Source organism: Bacillus sp. FAU20 (assembly GCF_056033865.1).
This window is the reverse complement of sequence record NZ_JBVYHY010000022.1, coordinates 292,737-316,302: the sequence shown is the minus strand read 5'-3', so window position 1 is coordinate 316,302 and position 23,566 is coordinate 292,737. Positions and strand designations below refer to the sequence as shown.

The window sequence follows — 23,566 nt, the reverse complement described above, 5'->3', positions numbered from 1 at the left end:
TTTTCAGGAAAGGGGCAGTTTTTTATTTTGTATAAAAGAAAGGAGAATGAGAGATGGGAGAATCATGGGGAAAAGGAACGATTTGTGTGCAAGGTGGCTATACGCCAAAGAATGGTGAACCACGTGTTTTACCACTTTATCAAAGCACAACGTATAAATACGATACTTCGGATGATTTAGCAGCTCTATTTAACTTAGAGGCAGAAGGATATATTTATACGCGTATTGGAAACCCTACTCTAGCCGCATTTGAGCAGAAGTTATCAGATTTAGAAGGCGGTGTAGGAGCTGTTGCAACGGCTTCTGGGCAAGCAGCTATTATGCTCGCCGTTTTAAATATTTGTAGTAGTGGGGATCATTTACTTTGTTCTTCAACGGTTTACGGGGGAACGTTTAATTTATTTGGAGTGAGTTTGCGTAAACTGGGCATTGATGTTACGTTCTTTAATCCAAATTTAACGGCAGATGAAATTACGGCGCTTGCTAATGACAAGACGAAACTTATCTATGCAGAATCGTTAGGAAATCCAGCGATGAATGTTTTAAATTTTAAAGAATTTTCAGCTGCTGCTAAAGAATTAGAGGTACCTTTTATCGTTGATAATACATTAGCAACTCCTTATTTATGCCAGGCGCTTGAACATGGGGCCAATATTATTGTTCATTCTACGACTAAATATATCGATGGGCATGCGAGCTCCTTAGGCGGTATTGTAATTGACGGTGGAAACTTTGATTGGACAAATGGGAAGTATCCTGAACTTGTTGAACCAGATCCAAGTTATCATGGTGTAAGTTACGTTCAAAACTTTGGTGCAGCAGCGTATATTGTGAAAGCACGTGTTCAGCTATTAAGAGATTATGGAAATTGTATGAGCCCATTCAATGCATATATTAGCAATATTGGCTTAGAAACATTGCATTTACGAATGGAACGTCATAGTGAAAATGCTCTTGCAGTTGCTAATTGGCTTGCTAATCATGAACGTATTGAATGGGTGAATTATCCGGGCTTAGATAGTAATGAAAATTACTCATTAGCACAACAGTATTTGAAAAAAGGTGCTAGTGGTGTTTTAACTTTCGGTATTAAAGGCGGATTAGAAGCAGCAAAAGAATTTATCGCAAATGTAAAACTAGCAACTCTCGTAACGCACGTAGCTGATGCACGAACTTGCGTTATACATCCTGCTAGTACGACGCATAGACAATTAAATGCTGAAGATCAGCGTTTAGCTGGTGTTACATCTGATTTAATTCGTTTATCGGTTGGTATAGAAGATGTTTCTGATATTATTGCAGATTTGGAAGCAGCTCTAGTTGGAGGCAAAACACATGCCGATCATAATTGATAAAGATTTACCGGCTCGCAAAGTGTTGCAAAAAGAAAATATTTTTGTAATGACGAAGGAGCGGGCAGAAACACAAGATATACGTGCTTTAAAAATTGCTATATTAAATTTAATGCCAACGAAGCAAGATACAGAGGCGCAATTACTTCGCTTAATTGGAAACACACCGTTACAATTAGATGTTCATTTGCTTCATATGGAATCACATCTATCTCGTAATGTAACGCAAGAACATTTAACAAGCTTTTATAAAACGTTTCGTGATATTGAAAATGAAAAGTTTGATGGGCTTATTATTACAGGAGCGCCAGTGGAGACCCTTGCTTTTGAAGAGGTAGATTATTGGGAAGAGCTTAAACATATTATGGAGTATTCAAAAACGAATGTAACATCTACGCTTCATATTTGCTGGGGAGCACAGGCTGGTTTGTACTATCATTATGGCGTTCCAAAGTATCCTCTTAAGGAAAAAATGTTCGGTGTGTTTGAACATGAAGTTTGCGAGCAACATGTGAAACTGTTACAAGGGTTTGATGAATTGTTTTTTGCCCCGCATTCTCGTCATACAGAAGTACGAGAGAGTGATATTAGAGAGGTGACAGAATTAACACTGTTAGCAAACTCTGAGGAAGCAGGTGTTCACCTTGTTATTGGGCAAGGAGGAAGACAAGTGTTTGCGCTTGGGCATAGTGAATATAGTTGTGACACGTTAAAGCAAGAATACGACCGGGACCGCCAAAAAGGGTTAAATATTGATGTGCCGAAAAACTATTTTAAGCATAATAATCCAAATGAGAAGCCGCTTGTACGGTGGAGGAGCCATGGGAATCTATTATTCTCTAATTGGCTGAATTATTACGTGTATCAAGAAACCCCTTATATATTGTAAAGAAAGATTGTGTAACACGTGGTAACGTTTTCCTTGTAAAGATTAACCTTTATTTTTCCGAATGTTCAAAATACATTGTTTTTCAGGTTTTTTACTCATATAATTTCATCTAAACACAATTTTTGAGGGGTGGAAAGTACTATGAAAGAAATTCAAGTTGGGTTATTAGGTCTTGGGACGGTTGGCAGTGGTGTGGTTCGTATTATTACGGATCATCAAGAACGACTCATACACCAAGTAGGTTGTCCAGTGAAGGTAACGAAAGTATTAGTGCAAAACATTGAGAAAGAGAGAGAGGTAGAGGTACCTTCTACTCTATTAACACAAGATGCACATGAAATTTTAGATAATCCAAATATTGATGTTGTCATCGAAGTGATGGGTGGCATTGATGATGCAAAATCATATATTTTACAAGCTTTAAAAAGCGGAAAGCATGTTGTAACTGCAAATAAAGACTTAATGGCATTACATGGAGCTGAATTATTAGCGACAGCAAAAGATAATAAGGCTGATTTATTCTATGAGGCGAGTGTGGCAGGGGGAATTCCAATTTTACGCAGTATCGTAGAAGGACTTTCTTCAGATCTTATTACGAAAGTAATGGGAATTGTAAATGGAACGACTAATTTTATTTTGACGAAAATGTCAGATGAAGGGAGAGCATATAACGACGTGTTAAAAGAAGCCCAACAACTTGGATTTGCAGAAGCGGATCCAACATCAGATGTAGAAGGTTTAGATGCAGCAAGAAAAATGACAATTTTGGCTACCCTTGGTTTCTCTACAAATGTAGAGCTTGGAGATGTGAAGGTAAAAGGGATTACTTCTATTACAGAAGAAGATATTGAATACAGTAAGAGTTTAGGATACACGATTAAATTAATCGGTCTTGCGAAGCGAGATGGTGAAAAATTAGAGGTTACAGTTGAACCGACTTTACTTCCAAATACACATCCTCTTGCGGCCGTGCAAAACGAATATAACGCTGTATATGTGTATGGTGAAGCAGTTGGAGAAACAATGTTTTATGGACCAGGTGCAGGAAGTTTACCGACAGCAACGGCTGTTGTTTCCGACCTAGTAGCTGTAATGCAAAATATTAGATTAGGGGTAACAGGAAATAGTGCTGTAGTCCCGCAATATCAAAAGGTACTAAAAGAGCCAGACGAAATTGTTGTGAAGAAGTTTTTAAGACTTCATGTAAAAGATGAAATTGGTGTATTTGCAAAGATCACTTCATTATTCTCTGAGCGCGGAGTTAGCTTTGAAAAAATTATTCAAATGCCGCTTGAAGAGAAAGGAAAGGCTGAAATTGTAATTGTAACGCATCGTGCGTCTCTTGCTGATTATGATTATATTCTACATACGTTGCAAGGGTATGAAGAAATAGATTGTTTGAAAGCGAACTATCGAATTGAAGGGGATGCTAAGTAGTATCTCTTACCATAAAACAGAAAGAGCCTATTAAGCAGCATGCTTAATAGGCTCTTTTCTATTTAAAATCTGCGTACCAACTTGAATAAATGCTTGGATAATCCAGCCTGTTGTAAAGGATAAGATGATTGTTCCAAAATAGATAGGTCCATCTAATAAAAAGCTTAGCGTTAAAAATAAAAAGGCTAATGAAATCTCTGTTCTTCTAAACGTCCATTTTTTCTTCTCAGCAACCGTTAAAACGAAAGCTTCTTGAGGTGCTGGGCAAAGGTTCGCAGAGACGTAAAGGCCAATTCCAGCTCCAACAAATAGATTTCCGCAAATAAGTGTTATATATTTTGGAAGAGAGCGGATAGCATCCATAATAGTTGTAGTGGAACCAATCCAATCAACAAAAAGAGAAATAAGAACCATCGTTACGATAGTACCAATTGTTATTTGTTTTTTATTCCAAAAGAGTACGATAAGTGTAAAAGCGAAGTTAATCATGAAAATCCAAAAACCTATACTTATCCCGAAATTTTGATATAGTGCAATAAAGAAGGAATCATAAGGGCTAAGTCCAAAGGAAGTAATGGTCGTCATCATATTAATACCGATGGCGAGAATGAGTAGACCGCCAATGAAAAATATATATTCTAATTTGAATCGAAACATAGTTGTATATCCTTTCAAAATGTATTTGCTAGGAAAGGATATATTGTGGAAAGCTTACCAGGTCAAGGGAGAATTTTTGTGAGAAGGGGAAAATGAGATGACAAATATAAGAAAGATTGCTGAACTTGCTGGGGTATCTATTTCAACTGTTTCACGTGTACTAAATAATCATCCTTATGTGAATGAACAGAAACGAAAAGAAATTTTAGCAATTATAGAAGAATTAAATTATATGCAAAATGTGAATGCAATTCATTTAGTGAAGGGAAAAACGAATGTAATTGGCGTTTTATTACCGCACGTAAATGATCAATATTATAGCGCTATTATTGAAGGAATATCGAAGGAAACAGCAAAGAATAATTATAATATGATGCTTTGCCAGACGAATTATAGCGAAGAAAGAGAACTAGAAATTTTAAATATGTTAAAAATGAAAAAGCTTGATGGGGTTATTATTTGTTCTCGGGCAAATAGTAAGGAGAAGCTTGAAGAATATACGAAATTCGGCCCGATTGTTATGTGTGAAGAAATAGATTCAAAATGCATTTCAAGTGTCCATATCGATTACTACAAAGTATTTTCACATGGGATGAAAAGCTTAATAGATACCGGTCATACACGTATTGGATATTGTATTGGAAGAAGTAATAGCGTTAATAGCCAAAGACGAAAGAAGGCGTATGAAGATTCGCTTCAACAGAGTACCGTAACACCGTTAGAGACCTGGAAATTTGAGGGTTGTTTTACAGTGGAAGATGGACGCAATGTAATTAGAGAATGGGCTCATATGTCAGTAAAACCGACGGCGTTCCTTGTATCTTGTAACCATATTGCAGCGGGGATGGTTACAGAAGCAAAAAAACAAGGAATTCGTATTCCGGGTGATATTACGATTATCGGGTGTGATGATCAAGAGGTGGCAGATATATTGGGTATAACGACGATTTCGCATTCTAGTAAAAACGTTGGAATGAGAGCGTTTGAATTATTATATGAAAAGATTAGTGAAGAGAAATTAGATGTGAAGCATATAGAGTTATTACCAGAGTTAGTAGATAGAGAAACGACATAATTGAGAAGGTGTGAGAATCGCTTTTCAAAATTTCGTTTGGTATAATTATGGACAATCTATGAGGGCTAAAAGGGGTTTTGATATGAGATCAAAAGTAGTAAAAGTAATTCTACTCATTACAATTGCATCTTTCTGTTTATTTGCATATGGCTTTGTTTCAGGTGTAAATGATGTATTAAATCCAAAAGCTTCAAATTTAATTAAAAAGACCGATGTAGTAGCAAAAGAGAAAAGGAAAACGGGAACATTACAAATCGTTAGTTTAGGTGATTCATTAACGCGTGGCGTTGGTGATAAAGAAGGAATTGGTTATGTTGGGCGAATGAAAGAGGATTTACAAAAAGATTATAAGCAAAAAATTGCATTAACAAATTTAGCAGTTAGTGGTGCAAAAATGCCCGATTTATTAAAACAAATTGAAAGTAATGGCGCTAAATATTCAATTAAGCAAGCAGATGTAATCGTGTTAACGATTGGTGGGAATGATTTGTTCCCGGGCTGGGAATCGCTTGGGAAAATAGATTTAGAGACGTATCGTCCTGACACAGAAACATTTCAAAATGAAGCAAAGAAAATTATAGAAGAAATTCGTAAATTAAATACAGATAGTCCGATTTTTTGGCTTGGTTTATACAATCCTTTTGAAGATGTAGAAGATTTAAAAGGGTCTTCAAACATTGTTGTGGACTGGAATGCATCTTTAGAGAAGTTAGCGCTAAACGATAAAAATGTGTATATTACACCGACATTTGATTTATTCCAAAACCGCGGGAAAGATTTATTATACTCTGATCATTTTCATCCGAACGAAGTAGGTTATACGTATATGGCAGAACGTTTAGTTCAAAACGTTGTAAGTAAATTAAAACTAGAACAAGGAGGGGTAAAATGACGACGATACTTTCTGTACGAGACTTGAAGAAGATAATTGGAAAGAAGACTCTTGTAGAGAATATTTCCTTTGATGTAAAGCAAGGAGAAGTGTTCGGGTTCTTAGGACCAAATGGTGCTGGAAAGACGACTACCATTCGAATGTTAGTCGGATTGATTAAGGCGACAGAAGGTACGATTTCTATCGGTGGTTATTCGATTAAGGAAAATTTCAGAGAAGCGATGCGTCAAATTGGGAGTATCGTTGAAAACCCAGAACTGTACACATATTTAACGGGATGGGAAAATTTAAAGCAATTTGCTCGTATGTTAGGTGATATATCAGATGAACGTATTATTGAAATTGCTGAAATGGTTCATTTAGATGAAAGAATTCATGACAAGGTAAAAACGTACTCACTTGGTATGAAACAACGCCTTGGAATTGCGCAGGCGCTCCTTGGGAATCCAAAATTGCTCATATTAGATGAGCCAACGAATGGTTTAGATCCAGCAGGGATTAGAGAACTTAGGGAATTTATACATAAGCTTGTAAAAGAAGAAAATATGAGCGTGTTTATTTCAAGTCACTTGCTAAGTGAAGTGCAAATGATATGCGATCGCGTTGCTATTATTCATAAAGGAAAGATGATAACAGTTGCCAAGGTTGAAGAATTAATTAAAACAGCAAGCGATCGTGTAGAATGGATTGTTACACCGATTTCTAAGGCGAAAGATATGCTAGAAGCGGCCGAGGAAATAAGAGAAGTGAGTGTAGAAGGCGAGCGATTACTATGCCGCATGGATATTGCATCTATAAGTAGTTGGAATAAACACTTTGTTGAAAATGAAATAGATGTACATAGCGTTAAGGAGCTCATATTTACGCTAGAAGATTTATTTATTGAACTCACAAGGGGTGAGCAGCATGCGTGAATTTGCGAATCTAGTTTTAAATGAATCAGAAAAGATTTACCGCAAGAAACGTATTTTTGTTGTCATGCTTATTTTAGCAATCTTGATCCCGCTTTTTGTGTACGCGCAGTATCGTGAAATAGAAACGACACAAAAAAGACTCGGTACAACTGATTGGAAGGTTTCATTACAACAGCAAATTGTTGATTCTCAAAATCGATTGAACAATTCTAGGTTGCCAGAAGAATGGCGTGATTGGTTAAAGGTAAGAGTTGAGCAACAACAATATTATTTAGATCATGATATTAACCCGATGGCACCGGGTGCACCGACTTTTGTCAGAGCATTTATTGAACAAGGAATTACGTTATTTATTCCGCTTCTCGTAATGATTGTCGCCATTGATATCGTTTCAGGAGAACGAAGTGATGGGACGATGAAGATGTTACTTACGCGGCCGATTCGGCGCTGGAAAATACTCCTTAGTAAATACGTGACGATGTTATTTTTCATTTCGCTCATACTGTTTCTTGTAGGTTTGTTTGCTTACATATTATCAGGGCTTGTATTTGGGTACTCGGGATGGAATTTACCTGTTTTAACAGGATTCGTCATTGATAAGGAAACGTTAAATACGAACTTTGTACATCTTATTCCGCAGTGGCAATACATCTTAATGGCGTATGGACTAGCCTGGTTTGTTGCTATCGTTGTTGGAACTATATCATTTATGGTCTCTGTTTTAATTCGTAATACACCAGCTGGTATGGGCGTTATGCTAGCTGCATTAATTGCAGGCGGTATTTTAAGCTCGTTCGCAACATCTTGGGAAGGCGCCAAGTATATTTTTAGTGTGAATTTATCATTAACGGATTATTTATCAGGAAAATTACCTGCATTACAAGGTTTATCGATGGGGTTTTCTTTGATGAATTTAACTGTTTGGGCAGTTGTTTCTCTTGTTATTTCGTTCGTAGTATTTACAAGACAGGATATGGTGAATTAATTAGACAGGAAGTGACAGTATGGAAAATGTTTTAAAGAATGATTGGGAGCCACTATTGGCACCAGAATTCGAGAAAGAGTACTATCTTACTCTATCCAGTTTTTTGACAGAAGAATACAGCATGCATGTTGTTTATCCGAAGGTAGAAGATATCTTTAACGCTCTTCAGTATACAAGTTATGAAAATACAAAGGTTGTTATTTTAGGACAAGATCCATATCATGGACCGAATCAAGCGCATGGTTTAAGCTTTTCTGTACAACCTGGTGTTAAAACACCACCATCATTGTTAAATATGTATAAAGAACTTCGAGATGAATATGGTTATGAAATCCCGAATAACGGTTATTTAGTAAAATGGGCGGAACAAGGAGTATTACTACTAAATACCGTATTAACAGTTCGTGAAGGCGAAGCAAATTCTCATAAGGGAAAAGGATGGGAGCACTTCACAGATCGTGTAATTGAACTGTTGAACGAACGTGAAAAGCCAGTTATTTTCATATTGTGGGGGCGCCATGCGCAGGCGAAGAAGAAGTTAATTACGAATCCGAATCATCATATTATCGAATCTGTACATCCAAGCCCATTATCGGCAAGACGTGGTTTCTTTGGTAGTAAGCCATATTCTAAAGTAAATACGATTTTAGCTAATATGGGCGAAAGAGAAATTGATTGGGAAATTCCAAATTTATAAATAGAAAAGGTAGTTAACAGTCGTTAACTACCTTTTTATTATCATTGTTGCTCGTTCTTTAATTTTGCATCTAGTACAAAAGTACCAAATGGGATAACTGATGAAACGAATGCTCCAAGTGCCCATAAAATTGATTTACGGTGTACGATTGTTACTTGAATTACTGCAAAGATGAATAGAATAAATAGAACACCATGAGCCATGCCTGTAATTTTAACAGCTGTTGCAAATCCTGCGAAATATTTTAATGGCATTGCTACAAATAATAGTAATAGGAAAGAAATACCCTCAACTAGTCCAATTGCTCTTAATCGTCCGATTGGTGTAGATAACATAAAGTAGCCTCCTTTAACGTATGCTTGTATATAGTAAATTTGTATTCTTTTTCAAAATAAAATAGTCTATTTTGTTTCATTATATACAAAAAGAAAGTTTACACTACGAGAATAGTGCAAAGTTCAAAATATAGTCACAAAAGCATGAGAATTTAAATAAAAACCTATTTGAAGTATTTGACTTCAAATAGGTTTTGTGAATGAAAATATTAAACAAGTACATCCGTTTTTAAAACGAATTTCTCTACAACTTTTGCAACACCATCGTTCATATTTGTATCTGTTACGTAGTTTGCAATTTCTTTAATATCATCAGGTGCATTGCCCATTGCAACGCCAAGACCAGCAAATTCAATCATTGCTTGGTCGTTATAGCTATCGCCCATTGCGATAACTTCTTCACGCTTAATGCCAAGCTTTTGAATCAGTTTGTTTAAGCTCGTTCCTTTTGTAACACCGGCTTCTGTAAATTCTAAGAAGAATGGTTTCGAACGCATCACGCTTAATTGGCCTTCTAGTTGTTTTTGTAGTTTCTTTTCAACTTCAACAAGGCGTTCAGCCTCTTTATTCATTAATACTTTTACTACAGGCTCTTTAACTGCGGCTTTAAAGTCATCTACTACAACAATTGGCATACCAGTAATATCGCCCTCAATTTCAGTATAAGGATTATTTTCTTCCGTTACGATATCATCGCCCATATAAGTATGAATCCATACATCTTCAGTTTTACTAATTTCAAATAGGTTGTGAACGATTTCAGGAGATAGCGTACTACTAAAGATTTCTTCGTTTGTTTTACAGTTAATAATTTTTGCACCATTAAAAGATAGAATGAAACTGCCGTATTCTTCTAAACGAAGCTCTTTGGCTACATTGCGCATACCAAACGTTGGACGTCCAGAAGCAAGTACAACCTTTACCCCTTGCTCTTGTGCAGTCATTAACGCTTCTTTCGTACGAGGTGAAATAGTATGGTCATCACGTAATAAAGTATCATCTAAATCTAAAACAATCATTTTATAAGTCATATAGAAAATTCCTTTCTTTAATTGAAATCAAAATACATGTTCATGAAGATGTTGAGGAATAATAGTAAGACATCAAACCTCTTTGAAAAGAAGTAGATAAATTATTATGAGTGTGTTGCTCATAATATTGGTTAATAATCATTGGGGATGAATAAAACCCCAATGATTCAAGTTTGATTTTATCGTAACAACTCTAAAGGTAGAGTGCAATAATGGAAGTTTTCCAATTTACGATATTTGTTTTGCTGTGGAACGAGAAAATAGTATTTCTAGCAAGATTGCCATTACAGATCCAAGAACGAGACCATTACTTAAAAACGATGCTAGAAATGGTGGAAGTGTGGAATATGCTCCTGCTGGAACAAACATAACTCCGACTCCTGTAAAGATTGAAAGACCGGCTACTTTAAATAATCGTTCTTTATCCTGGACAGTTTCGTATTCTCGAAAGGCGAGGCCAATCATGCTTGCGAATACAGGATAAATAGCGGCATAACCAACTGCAACAGGGATTGCTGCAAAGAATGAAGTAATCTTTGGAAATATACTAACGACAATAATAAAGCTTGACCCTAATATAAACGGGAGACGTTTATAAATATTAGTCGTTGCAATAAAACCTGCTGATCCAGAAATAGCGACAGGCCCAATAGCTGAAAACAGGCCGCCTAGCAATTGGTTGATTCCTGTTATAATGCCAGCTTGTTTAAAACGATCTGATGCAGCATTTTCTTCATATTTAGAGACAACCTTTTGTACAACGCGAATACTTGCTAACATATTTGTTAGAAGTAAGAGTGTAACGAAAATGACTGTAATTACCATATTCCATTCAACACGAGGCATTCCGAAAACAAATAAGGACGGAAAACGGATTATGTCTGTCACTGGTGTTATTGGATTAGATAATCCGAAGCATGCGAATAATATCCAGCCGCATATGATACTGAAAAGAACGGAATATTGTCCAATAATAGGTAGCTTCATGATGAAAAAGGATAGTAAAATAACAATGAGTGAAAGAATAAATACGTTAGGTTGTACTTCTGTATGTTTTCCATCAAGGCCAAACATTCCCTTTAAGAAGGAGCCACTAAGCTGCGCGACAAGAAGAAATAAATACGTTCCAATGACTGTCGGTGTAAAATAGCGAACAAGTTTATCAATAAGTCCAAAAACGCTAAGAATAATACAAATAATACCGCTTAATAAGAAAGCATATTGAAGAACTTTAAGTGTCTCATTGCTGGATCCAAATAATACGACACCTAAACTTGCGTAAAGGGAGAAAATTCCCCACCAAAGGCCAGCAGGACCTTCTTGAATAGGGAGTTTATGCCCAAATATAGCTTGCAAGAGACCAGCAAAGCCTAGAACAAATAACGTTCTTTGTACGAATGCGATAGCTTCAGCCCCATCAAGACCATAACTAGTTGCGACACTAATTGGTACAATAAGGCTTCCAGCTAAAATAAATAGTGCCCATTGTAAGGCGGAAAGAAATGTCTTCATTATATCAACCTCTTTCATAGATTCCGTATCTAGTATATACGTATTTTATTTCCACTGGCAAAGATTGTAGATAGAGAAAAGAGTTGAAACAAGGTATGAATGCACGTAAGCAATTATGGATAGCAGTTATATGTATGACTTTTGTTGTAATTCTAGGAACGATAGGATTTATGACGATCGAAGAGATTAGTTTGTTTCAAGCATTTTGGATGACGATGATTACTGTATTGACTGTTGGATACGGGGATGCCGTTCCTGTAACGCAAGCGGGGAAAGTATTTGCGCTCCTTATTATTCCTGTTGGCGTAGGTATTGTTACGTATGCAATTGGGGTAGTGGCAGCTATGATTATTGAAGGGAATTTATTTCATGCAGTACGGAGGAAGAAGATGGATAAACAAATAGCGCAGTTGAAAAATCATATTATAGTATGTGGTTGCGGTAGAGTGGGGCTTCAAGTTGTACATGAATTGCAAGAAAAGAATATTCCATTTGTCGTTGTTGATAAAGATGAAAGTATATCGGGGCAGGAAAAGCTTTTATTTGTACATGGAGATGCAACGGAAGATCAAGTATTACATAATGCCGGAATTTTAGAAGCAGCTGGTTTAGTTGCTATTGTTGCAAATGATGCCGAAAATGTATTTATTACATTAACAGCCAGAGGATTAAACGATACGATTAAAATTGTGGCGAGATCTGAAAAGCCAGAAACTGAAGAGAAATTAAGGCGTGCTGGTGCAAATAAGGTTATTAATCCATCTAGTATGGCAGGTATTCATATCGCAAAAGGTATTGCCAATCCATTAACCGTTCATTATATTGATACAGTGTTGTATGGAGTGGAACAGTCATTTGTCATTGAAGAAATTCTAGTTGGAAAAGATTCAATATTAGTTGGTAAATCGTTACTAGAGAGTAATGTAAGGAATCAGTTTGATGTAACAATATTAGCGATTTTAAGAAATGGTAATATTATACATAATTCAGCGGGGCAGGAAAAATTGAAAGAACGTGATATGATAATAGTATTTGGTTCAGTAGAGAAACTGGGACAATTCGAGAAAGAATTACAAAGTACGAGGTGATAAGGAATGCAAATATCTAGCGACAAGATTTTAAATAAAATGGCGAATGAAATTGCGAAGGCAAAAAGTAGTGAAGGACAAAAGTCAAAAGAACATTTATTAGTTGTGCGCGCTTTATGTGACTTATTATTAGATGAACAAGTTGAAACATCTACATATAGAGAACCACAAATTCCATCGAAAGTAATTGGATCACAACCAGTAACAACTATGCAACCAATTGCACCTGTTTCTGGGGAGCCAGTATATATAAAAGAAAGTGATGCAAACGGTAATTCTTTATTTGATTTTTAGAAGATAAATCGTTTGGCTTATATGCAAAAATTGCTTATGATAAAGGTAAAAAAGGGGAATTAAGATGAAAATTTTCTTTTTACTAGGTTGTATTGCAGCGGGGCTATCTGTTGCGTTAGGGGCCTTTGGAGCACACGGTTTAGAAAATAAAATTTCTGCAAAAATGTTAGAAGTGTGGAAAACAGGCGTTACATATCAAATGTTTCATGCAGGTGGACTATTCGTAGTTGCTTTATTAATGGATAAGGTCCAATCATCACTTTTAACTACTGCTGGTTGGCTAATGGTAGCTGGGATTATTATGTTCTCAGGTAGTTTGTATGCATTAAGTACGACAGGCATTAAGTTCTTTGGTCCAATTACACCTCTTGGTGGTGTAGCATTTATTGTGGCATGGATTTTAGTCGGAACTGCAGTTGTAAAAGGATTATAAAAAAACAAAAGCTGGCATATGCCAGCTTTTGTTATGGTCTTGGAGCATAAGTTGCTTGTTGACTAGGTAAATACGTAATTTCCTCTGGAAATTCTACGTAATCTAAGTAAATCATTAGTAGTAAATAGCGTTTTCCTGATTGTGGTTCACTAATAACGATATGGTCACGGCCAGCCGCTTCAATAATACCTGTATAAGATTGTGTACCAAGGGAACTGCCACGTTCATAAGTCATTACAACCGTAGCTTGCTTACCTTTGTTTAAGCGAAGGATATTTTCAATATAGGATTGCTCTAGAGGTAACATGCCTTGAGAAATTGCATATTGAGCTTGTGCAGCTTGAGCTGATTGTTGTTGCATTGCTTGCTGTTGTTGTTGAGTCATTTGTTGCGGTTGTACATAAGTTCCAGATGGTTGATAAAAACCTGTTCCATAGTACGGATTTTGTTGCTGTGCCATTCAAAAATCCCTCCTCATTTTCATCTCTTAATATACGCTAGGACAGTCTTCGCCAGATGGTTGGAAGAAGCAGTGTTTTTTGAAGCGACCAGAGTTTTGTTGGTTATACCAAGTTGGCGGACATGCACCCTCAGGTCTAAAGAACCATAAGGCAAAATTGGCAGGCCAAAAACGTTGCCCTTGAATGGTCCGTCTCGCCAGGGCAATATCTTGTTCACGTGCCCGTTGATAAAAATATCCTTTTTGCGTTGCTTCAAAACCGCCGGGGTTTTGATAAACCATTTGACGTAAATTACGAATGCTTTTAAAGTCTAAACAATTTCCGCGGACACGATTTACCCCAACGTTTCCGACCATTAACATTCCTTGTTGCCCTTCTCCTTCGGCTTCAGCACGCATCAGTCTAGCTAACAACTTTACATCTGCTTCGTTATAAGCAATAACGCCCATTATGTGTCACCTCTCTTTTTGTAATACCTTTTGGAAAGAGGTTTATCTCTAGATGAAGTGTGTAACAATTACTAGTTCATACGTATGAGGAAAAGGACTCAGATATGACAACCAAACGAAGTTTTACATTGAGAGTGGAAAATAAAAAAGCTAGCGTGAGCCAGCTTTTTTATTAAAAAACTTTAGACCATAAGTTTGAGAAGAAATCACCAATAGAGCGCATTGTTAACACAAACCAATTTGCTTTTTCAACTTCCTCTGTCGTTTTTGCAGTAACTTTCATACTTTTACTACCGTCTAAGAAACCATATTTATCAGTTGATTCTAAAGTAATTGAGCCTACTTTGGCATCTTTCTTAGTAGGAGCAACTAAATGTCCATCTTCAGCAAGAGATTTATCTAATTCAGTCCCAATTTTATAAGGCTCTTTGCTACCTTTTTTCGCAATTACTGTTATTTCTTTTTCGGGTGCAACAGTTACTTGGTCTTCTTTCCCTTTTACTACAGAGATTGTATTGTTCTTATTAACTTTTAGTTTTTGTTTTTCAAAGTTATTAAATCCATATTCGATTAATTCACGAGATTCTGTGAAACGTTCATCCATTGATTTTGTTTTAATAATAACTGAGATAAGACGTACATCACCACGTTTAGCAGTAATAGTAAATCCGTATCCAGCTGTATCAGAACTTCCGGTTTTTAAACCATCAGTACCTTCATAAGCGAAAGCAGCTCCTGGTAACATCCAATTCCAGTTTTCCATACGAATTGGTTTTGGATGATTGTCTGGGAAGTTTCTAAATCTTTGTTTTGTATCCTCTAGCATTTCTGGATACTTTGTAATCATTGCTTTTGAAAGCATACCCATATCACGAGCTGACATAGAGTTTTCTGCATTTAGATCAGTTCCCTCAGGATGTTTTCCTTTTAAGTCAGCGTTATTTAAGCCAGTAGCGTTTACAAATTTATATTTCTTTAATCCTAGCTTTTTAGCATGTTCATTTGCAAGATTTAAGAAGTTTTTCTCACTTCCTGCAAGAAGTTCTGCTAAAGCGATACTAGATCCATTTGCAGAGAATATAACAATAGAATGATATAATTCTTTTACAGTATATTGACGTCCTTTTTCGAACGGTACATTAGAGAATTCATTATTACGAGAGACTTCATAAGCGTAATCAGAAATATTTACTTTCGTATCCCATGTGATTTTTCCTTCTTTAATTGCTTCTAAAACAGCATAAACAACAATTAATTTTGACATACTAGCAATAGCTAGCAATTCATCTGGATTTTGCTCGTGAAGTATTTTTCCTGTATCTGCATCAAATAAAAGTGCAGCCGCCGCCTCAATATGTATTTTTTCTTCCGCATGGGATGTTGTTACTCTTAAGGAAGAAATTGACAATACAAGCAATAGTAAAATAGACAAGATTTTTTTCATATAGATTATCACCTTCGCATCGTTATTTAGCATATAGCTCGTATCATTTTAGCATATCTTTACATATAAAAAGGTTACAATTTTACAATAAATTTGAAAAAATGTCGGTTTTTCTTCAAAAGTGCAGAAAAAAGGAGATTTTTGAGGATAAATATAGAGAAGAATAAAAAAAGGAACGAAATTCGTTCCTTTTCACCATTTATATGTGTAAAAATTTCTCTACTTTTTCGTCTGGTAAAATGTTTCCAACGAAGAATGTTCCAAATTCACCATAACGAGCACTTACTTCATCGAAGCGCATTTCATATATAAGTTTTTTAAATTGAAGAACATCGTCAGCGAATAATGTTACGCCCCATTCGAAATCGTCGAATCCAACAGATCCTGAAATCACTTGGCGTACTTTACCTGCATATTGACGACCAATTTTACTATGACTGTACATCATTTTTTTACGCTCTTCCATAGGAAGCATGTACCAGTTGTCATCACCTTGGCGACGCTTATCCATTGGATAGAAGCAAATATGATTTGCTTTCGGCAATTCAGGATATAAGCGAGCTAAAATTTGTGGGTTTTGGTATGGATCCTCATCAGCTGGAAGATAGTTGCTTAATTCAACAACAGATACGTAAGAATATGCAGGAACCATATATTCAGCTAAAGTTGTTTTATTCAATTCTGTCTCAATTTCATTTAACTCTTCCATTGTTGGACGTAAAATCATAAGCATAATATCAGCTTTTTGGCCAACAACTGTATACATTGCGTGACTACCTTTTTTCGCAGTAGCTACTTCGTTCCATTTTTCAACGACATTTAAAAATTCAGACACTGCTTGTCCGCGTTCGTCGCTAGATAATGTTTTCCATGCAGCCCAATCAATAGAACGTAAATCATGTAAACAATACCAGCCATCTAACGTTGTTGTTGCTTCACTCATTCTATTCACCTCAGTTAATGATAGTTTTACACGTTAACTATAGCATATATAGTTTTAAAATCATCTATATAAAACCTTGGCGCATAAAATTGTCACATTTAAGTGTTTAAGCAAGTTGAATTTAACGGCTGAATTTTATGAAAATATAATCATTTTTATTTTATCTATTTTTTGGGAGCTATAAGTTTAAAATATAGAAGAAAAGCAGTATTCTTAAAGATAGAGTATTTTTAACATATGTAGGAGGGTTTATTCGTGAGCAACTTATTTACAACAGTAAAAGAAAAAGTTCAAGGAAAAGGCATTTCTATCGTACTTCCTGAAGGAACTGATGAAAGAATTTTAGGCGCTGCAGAGCGTTTAGCAAAAGAAGAGTTAGTAAAACCAATCTTAGTTGGTAATAAGGAAGAAATTAGCGCAAAAGCTGCTAGCATGAATTTAACATTAGCAGGCGTTGATATTTACGACCCAGCTACATACGAAGAAATGGATGCAATGGTAGCATCTTTCGTTGAACGCCGTAAAGGTAAAGCAACTGAAGAAGACGCTCGCAAAATCCTTAAAGACGAAAACTACTTCGGTACAATGCTTGTATACATGGGAAAAGCACACGGTTTAGTAAGTGGTGCAGCTCACTCTACAGCTGATACAGTTCGTCCAGCACTTCAAATTATTAAAACAAAACCAGGCGTTACAAAAACTTCTGGCGTATTCATTATGGTACGTGAAGAAGAGAAATATGTATTCGCTGATTGCGCAATTAACATTGCACCAAACAGCCAAGATTTAGCTGAAATCGGTATCGAAAGTGCGAAAACTGCTGAGTTATTCGGCATTGATCCACGCGTTGCTATGTTAAGCTTCTCTACAAAAGGTTCTGCGAAATCTCCAGAAACAGAAAAAGTTGTAGAAGCAACTCGCATTGCAAAAGAAATGGCTCCTGAGTTAACTTTAGATGGAGAATTCCAATTCGATGCTGCATTCGTACCATCTGTAGCTGAGAAAAAAGCTCCAGGTTCTACAATTAAAGGTGATGCTAACGTATTCGTATTCCCAAGCTTAGAAGCTGGTAATATCGGCTACAAAATCGCTCAACGTTTAGGTAACTTCGAAGCAGTAGGACCAATCTTACAAGGCTTAAACATGCCTGTAAATGACCTATCTCGTGGATGTAACGAAGAAGAAGTGTACAAGTTAGCTTTAATTACAGCAGCTCAAGCACTTTAATTCTATAATGAATTGAAATAAAGACCGTCGCTATTATAGCGACGGTCTTTATTTTTCTAAGCCAAGTGCTTTATTATTACGATCAATAATACGTTGTAAATTCGTCTCATATAAAGGAATCTCATCTATTGTTAATTGAGATGGAGTTAACTTTGGAGCGAATTGCTGCAATGTTTTTAAAAGACGCATCATTAAATCTTGTACTGTAATGGTTTCGTCAAGTAATTCTGAGAGTGAGGCCATCGTACTTGGTACAATTTCAGGGTACGTAAAGCGTGTTTCTTCCCCTTGAATTGCTAGGTTGTAGAAATCACGAACGAGTGCGGCACGCTCAGAGCCACTTCCTGTAGCACAAAGATAAATTTGGACAGCGACACCGCCGCGAATACGACGTTGTGAAATACCAGCGAATTTTTGATCGCGAATACTTAAATCATAACTACCAGGACAGTAAGAGCCGACAATTTCTTTTGCTTCGATAGTAACGTCGTAATCCTTTAACATCTCCTTAATCAAATGCCACATCGTATCGTATCCAAGATCAATATCGATACCTTTTTCTGTTTCTTGGAATAAAAGTGATACGTTTAAAACACCTTCATCAAGCACGACTGCAAGCCCGCCAGAATTACGAACAATAACATTGAAGTTGTTTTGTTTTAAAAAAGAAATACCTTCTTCTAAATGCGGAAGGCGTGAATCTTGAATACCAAGGACAATTGTATTGTGATGAACCCAAGAACGCATTGTTGCGGCTGACTTGCCATTTCCAATGCTTGTGCATAATGTGTCATCCATTGCGAATGACTGAAGTGCATGGAATGTTGGTCCCAAACTAGATTGATCTACAATGCGCCACTCTGGCTGAGATAAAATGGAACGGGAATTGCTCATATAACTAACCCCTTATCTTTAAAATGACAATCTCTATTATAGCAAAAAATGAAGAATGGAGTTTTCTCACATATAAAGGGGAGCTTAGAGGTGAAATAATAAAAAGGATGCATTACATGCATCCTTTTTATTCTGCAATTTTTTCTAAATTACCGTTTCGGTCCATTCGGAAAGATGTTTGAGAACGTTCTTCATCATCCATGACTGCCAATTTACGAGCTCGGTTCATAATGTTCATAAGTGTTTCGTAATCTTCTTGTACAGTATGAGATTGCTTTTCTAATTTTTCTAGTTTCTTTTCTAGTTCCTCATTCCTAAGAATTTGTGCTTTAATTTCTTGTTTCAATCTCGTATTCTCGTTTTCAAGAGCTGTCACTTTTATATTTGAAGATCCGACTGTTTGTAAAAAATAAATAACATCTTGCATTGTCATAGAGCTTCTTGCAGCAGTAGATTCTTGATATGGAATAGCTTCTTTATATTGTACGATTGAATCTTCTTGTACTAACTCTTCATAATTAGTTATCGAATCTGAAACTGGTGGTGTATAAAGTAAACGTTTTTTCGCTTGTTCACCGCTTGCAGCACGCATTTTATCTTTACGATGTTTTTTTGCTAGTTGAAGAGCTTGTTCATAGCTATAGCGAACGACAGCATTCCAGCGGAAACCACAAGCAGCAGATGTACGATTTAACTGATCCCCTACTTCCTCAAATGCATTTAATTGTGTACTTCCTTCTCTAACATGACGAAGTACCGTTTCAGCAAGTAATAAATCATCCTCATCTGTCCAAGCATCTTGTCTTACTTTCATAGATTCAACTCCCTTTCTTTTTATGAACTTCCTATTTTTATAATGGGCAAAAAAATAAACTTTTATACAAAGCTTTTAAAAATATGGTAGATTTCGATGAAAGGTAAAAATTTTCCCATGAATGGTGAGCGCTTCTGTAGGAGAGCATATAAATATGTAGCATTATGTAGAGAATAGGCTTTGTAGGGAAACTTGCAACGAGCTTCAAAGAGCGGTAAAATACCATTTAGTGTTTATTTTTAAATGTACTTGAGAAAAGTTTAAAATAGAGGAAGTGTTATGTAATGGGAAACGAGTTTCGCGTGTGCGATGACTGTCAGGCAACGAACGTTAAAACGTTAGTTCCGAAGTTAAAAAAAGTAGATTCATGTGCAACGATTGAAGTTGGATGTCAGTCTTACTGTGGTCCTGGTCGTAAAAAATCATTCGCATTTGTAAATAACCGTCCAGTTGCGGCTCCAACAGAAGATGAGTTAATCGTAAAAATTGAAGCAAAGTTAAATAAGTAAGAAAAAGAAGAGTGAAAAGATTACTCTTCTTTTTTTATGCCCATAAGAGGAATGGTTTATTCTGCAAAAGTAATCTTGTGTGTACGAACGTTTTCTAAAGGATGGACATAATTTTTGTATTAAAATTCCAATTTATATAAATTTATATTTCAAAATAATGGTTGACAGTCTTTTAAAGCGATAGGTAGAATAGAAGTGTCTGATTCTGAGAATCATTATCAGGAAAATAACAATTCACCTAATTTTTTTATTACTATTTGAGAATAAATTTCATTTTAATAAATATATGTTGTTGGTTAGGATGGTTGAGGGATGGAAGCGAGTGCAAGCAGTATAGAACAGCAAGAAGAGAATGTTAAAGAGATTAAGAGCAGACCGCTCATCGCTTCTATTATTTTAGTAGCGGGTACAATTTTGTTAGCTTTAAGCATGGCAGTTTCTATTTCTTTTGGGGCTGCAGATATTAGTTTAAAGACTGTATGGCAAGCTGTATTTCAGTTTGATGGATCTATTACACATCATAACGTAATTCAAGAGCTTCGCATGCCTAGAGCAATAGGGGGCGTAGTAGCAGGTGCCTTTTTAGCGGTATCAGGAGCAATTATGCAAGGTATGACGCGAAATCCACTTGCTTCACCATCATTAATGGGGATTACAGATGGGGCTGTATTTGGAATTGCAATTATGTATGCATTTTTCCCTAATTCACCTTATTTAATGTTTGTAATCGCATCTTTTATTGGAGCTGCGTTTGGTGCAAGCATTGTATATGGAATTGGGTCTTCTTCACCAGGTGGATTAACACCTGTGAAATTAGCTTTAGCAGGTGCAGCTATTAGTGCTTTATTAGGGGCAATTTCATCTGGAATCGCATTGTATTTCAATCTTGCCCAAGAGGTGAGCATGTGGAATGCAGGCGGAGTTGCTGGAGTGAAATGGCAAAGTATTAATATGTTAGTACCAATTGGCCTTGTTTGTCTTTTTATCGCAATTATGATGTCGAGATATATTACAATTTTGAGCTTCGGTGAAGAAATTGCAATTGGACTTGGTCAAAATACGACATTGATTAAATTTATCGGAACAGTACTTGTTCTTGTTTTAACGGGTTCTGCAGTTTCCATGGCAGGATCAGTTGGATTTGTCGGTCTTGTAATCCCGCATATGACTCGTTTCCTCGTAGGCTCGGACTATAGATGGGTTATTCCATGTTCTGCGGTCTTAGGCGGGCTGTTAATTGAATGTGCAGATATGTTATCTCGCGTTATTAACCCACCATTTGAAACGCCAATTGGAGCAATTACAGCGCTAATTGGGGTTCCATTCTTCCTCTACTTAGCACGTAATGAAGGGAGAGGAAAGATGTGAGGACGAGTGTCTTAACAAAAAAGAACATTTCTATATTAACGATTTTAGTAGGACTAATCATTTCTATATTTCTTATTAGTTTAAATACAGGAACTTTTAAAATCCCGCCAATGGACGTATTAAAGTCATTGGTTGGACTAGGGGCTGAAGATCAGTCTGTTATTTTATTTGAATTCCGTATGCCGCGTATGGTAATTGCTATACTAGTCGGATCTGCCTTAGCTATGTCAGGTGCGATTTTGCAAGGTTTATCGCGAAATCCGCTTGCTGATCCAGGTATTATAGGTATTAATGCTGGAGCGGGATTAACAGTTGTTATATTCGTCTACTTCTTCTTCGGGAAAGTAGGGACTGGTACATTTTTATCTGTATTCATTCTTCCATTCTTCGCACTAGTTGGAGCGATATTAGCAGCGGTAATTATTTATTTACTAGCATGGAAAGATGGCGTTTCATCGACTCGATTAATACTTGTCGGTATTGCCGTTGCAGCTGGATTTGGAGCTGTTAGTTTAATTTTCTCTATGAAGATGACATCTAACGATTTTCGTTTTGCTACGATTTGGCTAGCGGGAAGTCTGTGGGGTACAGATTGGAAATTTGTATTAAGTGTACTTCCATGGATGGTTATTTTCTTACCGCTTGCTATAAGTAAAGCACACATATTAAATGTAATGAACCTAGGCGATTCTACAGCAGTTGGCCTTGGTGTAAACGTAGAAAAAGAAAGACGTAAATTATTATTTATTGCAGTTTGTTTAGCAGGTGCATCTGTTGCTGTTGCCGGCGGAATTGGCTTTATCGGTTTAATGGCCCCGCATTTAGCAAGGCGCCTTGTTGGTGGTAAACATCAAATTATGTTGCCCACAGCTGCGCTAATAGGAACGTTTTTACTTTTATTCGCAGACGTAATTTCAAGAAGTGTACTAACAACTTCAGAAATACCAGTCGGTCTTGTTATTTCTGTAATTGGTGCACCGTATTTCATTTATTTACTTATGAGGACAAAATAAAGGGAGGCTTTTCGTATGGCAACTTTAGCGGTGGATGCGGTATCTGTTGGCTATAATGAAGGTTTAATTATTGATGGATTAACAGTTGAAATTCCGGAAGGCAAAATTACAACAATTATTGGACCAAATGGTTGTGGGAAGTCCACATTATTAAAAACGGCGTCTCGTATTTTGAAGGCAAAGCAAGGTACTGTTTATCTTGACGGAAAAGCAATTGAGAAACAGCCAACGAAAGAAATTGCAAAGAAAATGGCGATTTTACCACAAACTGCAGAAGTGCCAACGGGTCTTACTGTATTTGAGCTTGTGTCATATGGAAGATTCCCTCATCAAAAAGGGTTTGGCACGCTGAAAGAAGAGGATTATCGCTACATTAACTGGGCACTTGAAGTGACAGGAATGAAAGAATTTGCGAATCGTCCAGCAGAAGCGCTATCAGGTGGTCAACGTCAACGTGTGTGGATCGCAATGGCTCTTGCACAAGGGACAGAATTACTCGTATTAGATGAACCGACAACGTACTTAGATATGGCCCATCAATTAGAAGTATTAAACTTATTGAAAAAGTTAAATGAAGAAGAAGGTAGAACGATTGTTATGGTTATCCATGACTTAAACCACGCTTCTCGTTTCTCAGATCATATGATTGCATTAAAAGCAGGTAAGTTAATGAAACAAGGAACGCCAGATGAAGTTATGACAAGTGAAACACTTCGTAACGTATTTGAGATTGAAGCTCAAATCGTTCCATGCCCAGTAAACTGTAAGCCAATTTGTTTAACATATGATTTAGCGATGATTAGTAATCAATTGCGTAAAAAAGCATAAGTAGAACCCCCCTCGTGAAGAGGGG

26 protein-coding genes are annotated in these 23,566 nt (G+C 36.5%); 16 read left to right on the top strand and 10 right to left on the bottom strand.

Features of this window, described 5'->3' with window-relative positions; genetic code table 11:
- The first annotated feature begins 53 nt into the window (after window positions 1–53).
- From AC0OM3_RS19895 to AC0OM3_RS19885, 3 genes are all read left to right on the top strand, one after another.
- Window positions 54–1,352: a bifunctional O-acetylhomoserine aminocarboxypropyltransferase/cysteine synthase gene (locus AC0OM3_RS19895; protein ID WP_474212786.1), complete on the top strand. Its 1,299-nt coding sequence runs from the start codon at window positions 54–56 to the stop codon at window positions 1,350–1,352.
- A complete protein-coding gene (gene metA / locus AC0OM3_RS19890; protein ID WP_001121539.1) occupies window positions 1,336–2,241 on the top strand; it encodes a homoserine O-acetyltransferase MetA in 906 nt (301 codons plus the stop codon). Before AC0OM3_RS19895 ends, metA begins: the two co-directional genes overlap by 17 nt.
- A 141-nt stretch (window positions 2,242–2,382) precedes the next feature.
- Window positions 2,383–3,678 carry a homoserine dehydrogenase gene (locus tag AC0OM3_RS19885; RefSeq protein WP_000659099.1) on the top strand — a complete coding sequence of 432 codons (1,296 nt, stop codon included), beginning with the start codon at window positions 2,383–2,385 and terminating at the stop codon, window positions 3,676–3,678.
- A gap of 30 nt (window positions 3,679–3,708) precedes the next feature.
- Here AC0OM3_RS19885 and AC0OM3_RS19880 read toward each other — a convergent pair whose 3' ends face one another.
- Window positions 3,709–4,335, bottom strand: a complete 627-nt coding sequence (locus AC0OM3_RS19880) for a YczE/YyaS/YitT family protein (protein ID WP_163051024.1) — start codon at window positions 4,333–4,335, stop codon at window positions 3,709–3,711.
- 97 nt (window positions 4,336–4,432) lie between these two features.
- Here AC0OM3_RS19880 and AC0OM3_RS19875 point away from each other — a divergent pair, with 97 nt between their 5' ends.
- The 5 genes from AC0OM3_RS19875 to AC0OM3_RS19855 are packed head-to-tail and all read left to right on the top strand — an operon-like array spanning window position 4,433 to window position 8,898.
- Window positions 4,433–5,410 carry a LacI family DNA-binding transcriptional regulator gene (locus AC0OM3_RS19875; protein ID WP_474212784.1) on the top strand — a complete coding sequence of 326 codons (978 nt, stop codon included), beginning with the start codon at window positions 4,433–4,435 and terminating at the stop codon, window positions 5,408–5,410.
- 10 nt (window positions 5,411–5,420) lie between these two features.
- Window positions 5,421–6,302: an SGNH/GDSL hydrolase family protein gene (locus AC0OM3_RS19870; RefSeq protein WP_002164264.1), complete on the top strand. Its 882-nt coding sequence runs from the start codon at window positions 5,421–5,423 to the stop codon at window positions 6,300–6,302.
- On the top strand, window positions 6,299–7,216 hold the full coding sequence (locus AC0OM3_RS19865; RefSeq protein ID WP_000207704.1) for an ABC transporter ATP-binding protein: 918 nt from the start codon (window positions 6,299–6,301) through the stop codon (window positions 7,214–7,216). The genes AC0OM3_RS19870 and AC0OM3_RS19865 overlap by 4 nt, the downstream gene beginning before the upstream one ends.
- Window positions 7,209–8,201: an ABC transporter permease subunit gene (locus AC0OM3_RS19860; protein ID WP_001206477.1), complete on the top strand. Its 993-nt coding sequence runs from the start codon at window positions 7,209–7,211 to the stop codon at window positions 8,199–8,201. The genes AC0OM3_RS19865 and AC0OM3_RS19860 overlap by 8 nt, the downstream gene beginning before the upstream one ends.
- Window positions 8,202–8,220: 19 nt before the next feature.
- A complete protein-coding gene (locus tag AC0OM3_RS19855; RefSeq protein WP_000432516.1) occupies window positions 8,221–8,898 on the top strand; it encodes a uracil-DNA glycosylase in 678 nt (225 codons plus the stop codon).
- 41 nt (window positions 8,899–8,939) lie between these two features.
- On the opposite strand, the gene AC0OM3_RS19850 is transcribed toward AC0OM3_RS19855, so the two are convergent.
- The 3 genes from AC0OM3_RS19850 to AC0OM3_RS19840 form a co-directional block, all read right to left on the bottom strand.
- Window positions 8,940–9,233 carry a DUF3817 domain-containing protein gene (locus AC0OM3_RS19850; RefSeq protein WP_000953396.1) on the bottom strand — a complete coding sequence of 98 codons (294 nt, stop codon included), beginning with the start codon at window positions 9,231–9,233 and terminating at the stop codon, window positions 8,940–8,942.
- Window positions 9,234–9,442: 209 nt separating this feature from the next.
- Entirely contained in the window at window positions 9,443–10,264 is an 822-nt protein-coding gene (locus tag AC0OM3_RS19845) for a Cof-type HAD-IIB family hydrolase (protein WP_000221382.1), read from the bottom strand.
- Window positions 10,265–10,492: 228 nt separating this feature from the next.
- On the bottom strand, window positions 10,493–11,776 hold the full coding sequence (locus AC0OM3_RS19840) for a purine/pyrimidine permease (RefSeq protein WP_000847032.1): 1,284 nt from the start codon (window positions 11,774–11,776) through the stop codon (window positions 10,493–10,495).
- Window positions 11,777–11,871: 95 nt separating this feature from the next.
- On the opposite strand from AC0OM3_RS19840, the gene AC0OM3_RS19835 reads away from it, so the two are divergent.
- The 3 genes from AC0OM3_RS19835 (at window position 11,872) to AC0OM3_RS19825 (ending at window position 13,591) form a co-directional block, all read left to right on the top strand.
- Window positions 11,872–12,864 (top strand): potassium channel family protein, encoded by a 993-nt coding sequence (locus AC0OM3_RS19835; protein WP_474212835.1) that lies wholly within the window; start codon window positions 11,872–11,874, stop codon window positions 12,862–12,864.
- Between the two features lie 6 nt (window positions 12,865–12,870).
- Window positions 12,871–13,158 carry a YwdI family protein gene (locus tag AC0OM3_RS19830; protein WP_001167350.1) on the top strand — a complete coding sequence of 96 codons (288 nt, stop codon included), beginning with the start codon at window positions 12,871–12,873 and terminating at the stop codon, window positions 13,156–13,158.
- A 64-nt stretch (window positions 13,159–13,222) separates the two neighbouring features.
- On the top strand, window positions 13,223–13,591 hold the full coding sequence (locus AC0OM3_RS19825; RefSeq protein ID WP_000688315.1) for a DUF423 domain-containing protein: 369 nt from the start codon (window positions 13,223–13,225) through the stop codon (window positions 13,589–13,591).
- Window positions 13,592–13,622: 31 nt separating this feature from the next.
- Here the strand turns inward: AC0OM3_RS19825 and gerQ are convergent, their stop codons facing one another.
- The 4 genes from gerQ to hemQ all read right to left on the bottom strand — a co-directional run bounded on the left by gerQ (window position 13,623) and on the right by hemQ (window position 16,888).
- Entirely contained in the window at window positions 13,623–14,051 is a 429-nt protein-coding gene (gerQ, locus tag AC0OM3_RS19820; RefSeq protein ID WP_000068651.1) for a spore coat protein GerQ, read from the bottom strand.
- A gap of 27 nt (window positions 14,052–14,078) precedes the next feature.
- Window positions 14,079–14,501, bottom strand: a complete 423-nt coding sequence (gene cwlJ, locus AC0OM3_RS19815) for a cell wall hydrolase CwlJ (protein WP_000538154.1) — start codon at window positions 14,499–14,501, stop codon at window positions 14,079–14,081.
- A 172-nt stretch (window positions 14,502–14,673) separates the two neighbouring features.
- Window positions 14,674–15,945, bottom strand: a complete 1,272-nt coding sequence (locus tag AC0OM3_RS19810) for a serine hydrolase (protein ID WP_000722878.1) — start codon at window positions 15,943–15,945, stop codon at window positions 14,674–14,676.
- Window positions 15,946–16,144: 199 nt separating this feature from the next.
- Window positions 16,145–16,888, bottom strand: a complete 744-nt coding sequence (hemQ, locus tag AC0OM3_RS19805) for a hydrogen peroxide-dependent heme synthase (protein WP_001287595.1) — start codon at window positions 16,886–16,888, stop codon at window positions 16,145–16,147.
- A gap of 255 nt (window positions 16,889–17,143) precedes the next feature.
- Here hemQ and pta point away from each other — a divergent pair, with 255 nt between their 5' ends.
- The gene (gene pta, locus AC0OM3_RS19800; RefSeq protein ID WP_000067215.1) at window positions 17,144–18,115 is read left to right on the top strand and encodes a phosphate acetyltransferase; all 972 of its coding nucleotides are present in this window, start codon (window positions 17,144–17,146) and stop codon (window positions 18,113–18,115) included.
- Window positions 18,116–18,163: 48 nt separating this feature from the next.
- Here pta and lipL read toward each other — a convergent pair whose 3' ends face one another.
- Together lipL and AC0OM3_RS19790 are read right to left on the bottom strand one after the other, a co-directional pair.
- Window positions 18,164–19,009: an octanoyl-[GcvH]:protein N-octanoyltransferase gene (lipL, locus tag AC0OM3_RS19795; RefSeq protein WP_000071947.1), complete on the bottom strand. Its 846-nt coding sequence runs from the start codon at window positions 19,007–19,009 to the stop codon at window positions 18,164–18,166.
- A 127-nt stretch (window positions 19,010–19,136) separates the two neighbouring features.
- Window positions 19,137–19,823, bottom strand: a complete 687-nt coding sequence (locus AC0OM3_RS19790) for an RsfA family transcriptional regulator (protein WP_000868368.1) — start codon at window positions 19,821–19,823, stop codon at window positions 19,137–19,139.
- 284 nt (window positions 19,824–20,107) lie between these two features.
- On the opposite strand from AC0OM3_RS19790, the gene AC0OM3_RS19785 reads away from it, so the two are divergent.
- The 4 genes from AC0OM3_RS19785 (at window position 20,108) to AC0OM3_RS19770 (ending at window position 23,541) form a co-directional block, all read left to right on the top strand.
- Complete coding sequence (locus AC0OM3_RS19785) at window positions 20,108–20,332, top strand: YuzB family protein (protein ID WP_000526079.1); 225 nt, start codon at window positions 20,108–20,110, stop codon at window positions 20,330–20,332.
- Between the two features lie 312 nt (window positions 20,333–20,644).
- On the top strand, window positions 20,645–21,700 hold the full coding sequence (locus AC0OM3_RS19780) for a FecCD family ABC transporter permease (RefSeq protein WP_000388294.1): 1,056 nt from the start codon (window positions 20,645–20,647) through the stop codon (window positions 21,698–21,700).
- Entirely contained in the window at window positions 21,697–22,713 is a 1,017-nt protein-coding gene (locus AC0OM3_RS19775) for a FecCD family ABC transporter permease (protein ID WP_061884804.1), read from the top strand. The genes AC0OM3_RS19780 and AC0OM3_RS19775 overlap by 4 nt, the downstream gene beginning before the upstream one ends.
- A 15-nt stretch (window positions 22,714–22,728) precedes the next feature.
- On the top strand, window positions 22,729–23,541 hold the full coding sequence (locus tag AC0OM3_RS19770) for an ABC transporter ATP-binding protein (RefSeq protein ID WP_000212068.1): 813 nt from the start codon (window positions 22,729–22,731) through the stop codon (window positions 23,539–23,541).
- The last annotated feature ends 25 nt before the right edge of the window (window positions 23,542–23,566 follow it).

Excerpts from the sequence above, each read along its gene's own strand:
- lipL (WP_000071947.1), bottom strand. The coding sequence starts at position 19,009 with ATGAGCAATTCCCGTTCCATTTTATCTCAGCCAGAGTGGCGCATTGTA.
- AC0OM3_RS19865 (WP_000207704.1), top strand. The coding sequence starts at position 6,299 with ATGACGACGATACTTTCTGTACGAGACTTGAAGAAGATAATTGGAAAG.
- metA (WP_001121539.1), top strand. The coding sequence starts at position 1,336 with ATGCCGATCATAATTGATAAAGATTTACCGGCTCGCAAAGTGTTGCAA.
- AC0OM3_RS19810 (WP_000722878.1), bottom strand. The coding sequence starts at position 15,945 with ATGAAAAAAATCTTGTCTATTTTACTATTGCTTGTATTGTCAATTTCT.
- AC0OM3_RS19770 (WP_000212068.1), top strand. The coding sequence starts at position 22,729 with ATGGCAACTTTAGCGGTGGATGCGGTATCTGTTGGCTATAATGAAGGT.
- AC0OM3_RS19785 (WP_000526079.1), top strand. The coding sequence starts at position 20,108 with ATGGGAAACGAGTTTCGCGTGTGCGATGACTGTCAGGCAACGAACGTT.
- AC0OM3_RS19830 (WP_001167350.1), top strand. The coding sequence starts at position 12,871 with ATGCAAATATCTAGCGACAAGATTTTAAATAAAATGGCGAATGAAATT.
- AC0OM3_RS19845 (WP_000221382.1), bottom strand. The coding sequence starts at position 10,264 with ATGACTTATAAAATGATTGTTTTAGATTTAGATGATACTTTATTACGT.
- AC0OM3_RS19835 (WP_474212835.1), top strand. The coding sequence starts at position 11,872 with ATGAATGCACGTAAGCAATTATGGATAGCAGTTATATGTATGACTTTT.
- AC0OM3_RS19860 (WP_001206477.1), top strand. The coding sequence starts at position 7,209 with ATGCGTGAATTTGCGAATCTAGTTTTAAATGAATCAGAAAAGATTTAC.
- AC0OM3_RS19850 (WP_000953396.1), bottom strand. The coding sequence starts at position 9,233 with ATGTTATCTACACCAATCGGACGATTAAGAGCAATTGGACTAGTTGAG.
- AC0OM3_RS19880 (WP_163051024.1), bottom strand. The coding sequence starts at position 4,335 with ATGTTTCGATTCAAATTAGAATATATATTTTTCATTGGCGGTCTACTC.
- AC0OM3_RS19885 (WP_000659099.1), top strand. The coding sequence starts at position 2,383 with ATGAAAGAAATTCAAGTTGGGTTATTAGGTCTTGGGACGGTTGGCAGT.
- cwlJ (WP_000538154.1), bottom strand. The coding sequence starts at position 14,501 with ATGGGCGTTATTGCTTATAACGAAGCAGATGTAAAGTTGTTAGCTAGA.
- AC0OM3_RS19875 (WP_474212784.1), top strand. The coding sequence starts at position 4,433 with ATGACAAATATAAGAAAGATTGCTGAACTTGCTGGGGTATCTATTTCA.
- AC0OM3_RS19895 (WP_474212786.1), top strand. The coding sequence starts at position 54 with ATGGGAGAATCATGGGGAAAAGGAACGATTTGTGTGCAAGGTGGCTAT.
- gerQ (WP_000068651.1), bottom strand. The coding sequence starts at position 14,051 with ATGGCACAGCAACAAAATCCGTACTATGGAACAGGTTTTTATCAACCA.
- AC0OM3_RS19825 (WP_000688315.1), top strand. The coding sequence starts at position 13,223 with ATGAAAATTTTCTTTTTACTAGGTTGTATTGCAGCGGGGCTATCTGTT.
- AC0OM3_RS19790 (WP_000868368.1), bottom strand. The coding sequence starts at position 19,823 with ATGAAAGTAAGACAAGATGCTTGGACAGATGAGGATGATTTATTACTT.
- AC0OM3_RS19840 (WP_000847032.1), bottom strand. The coding sequence starts at position 11,776 with ATGAAGACATTTCTTTCCGCCTTACAATGGGCACTATTTATTTTAGCT.
- hemQ (WP_001287595.1), bottom strand. The coding sequence starts at position 16,888 with ATGAGTGAAGCAACAACAACGTTAGATGGCTGGTATTGTTTACATGAT.
- AC0OM3_RS19780 (WP_000388294.1), top strand. The coding sequence starts at position 20,645 with ATGGAAGCGAGTGCAAGCAGTATAGAACAGCAAGAAGAGAATGTTAAA.
- AC0OM3_RS19855 (WP_000432516.1), top strand. The coding sequence starts at position 8,221 with ATGGAAAATGTTTTAAAGAATGATTGGGAGCCACTATTGGCACCAGAA.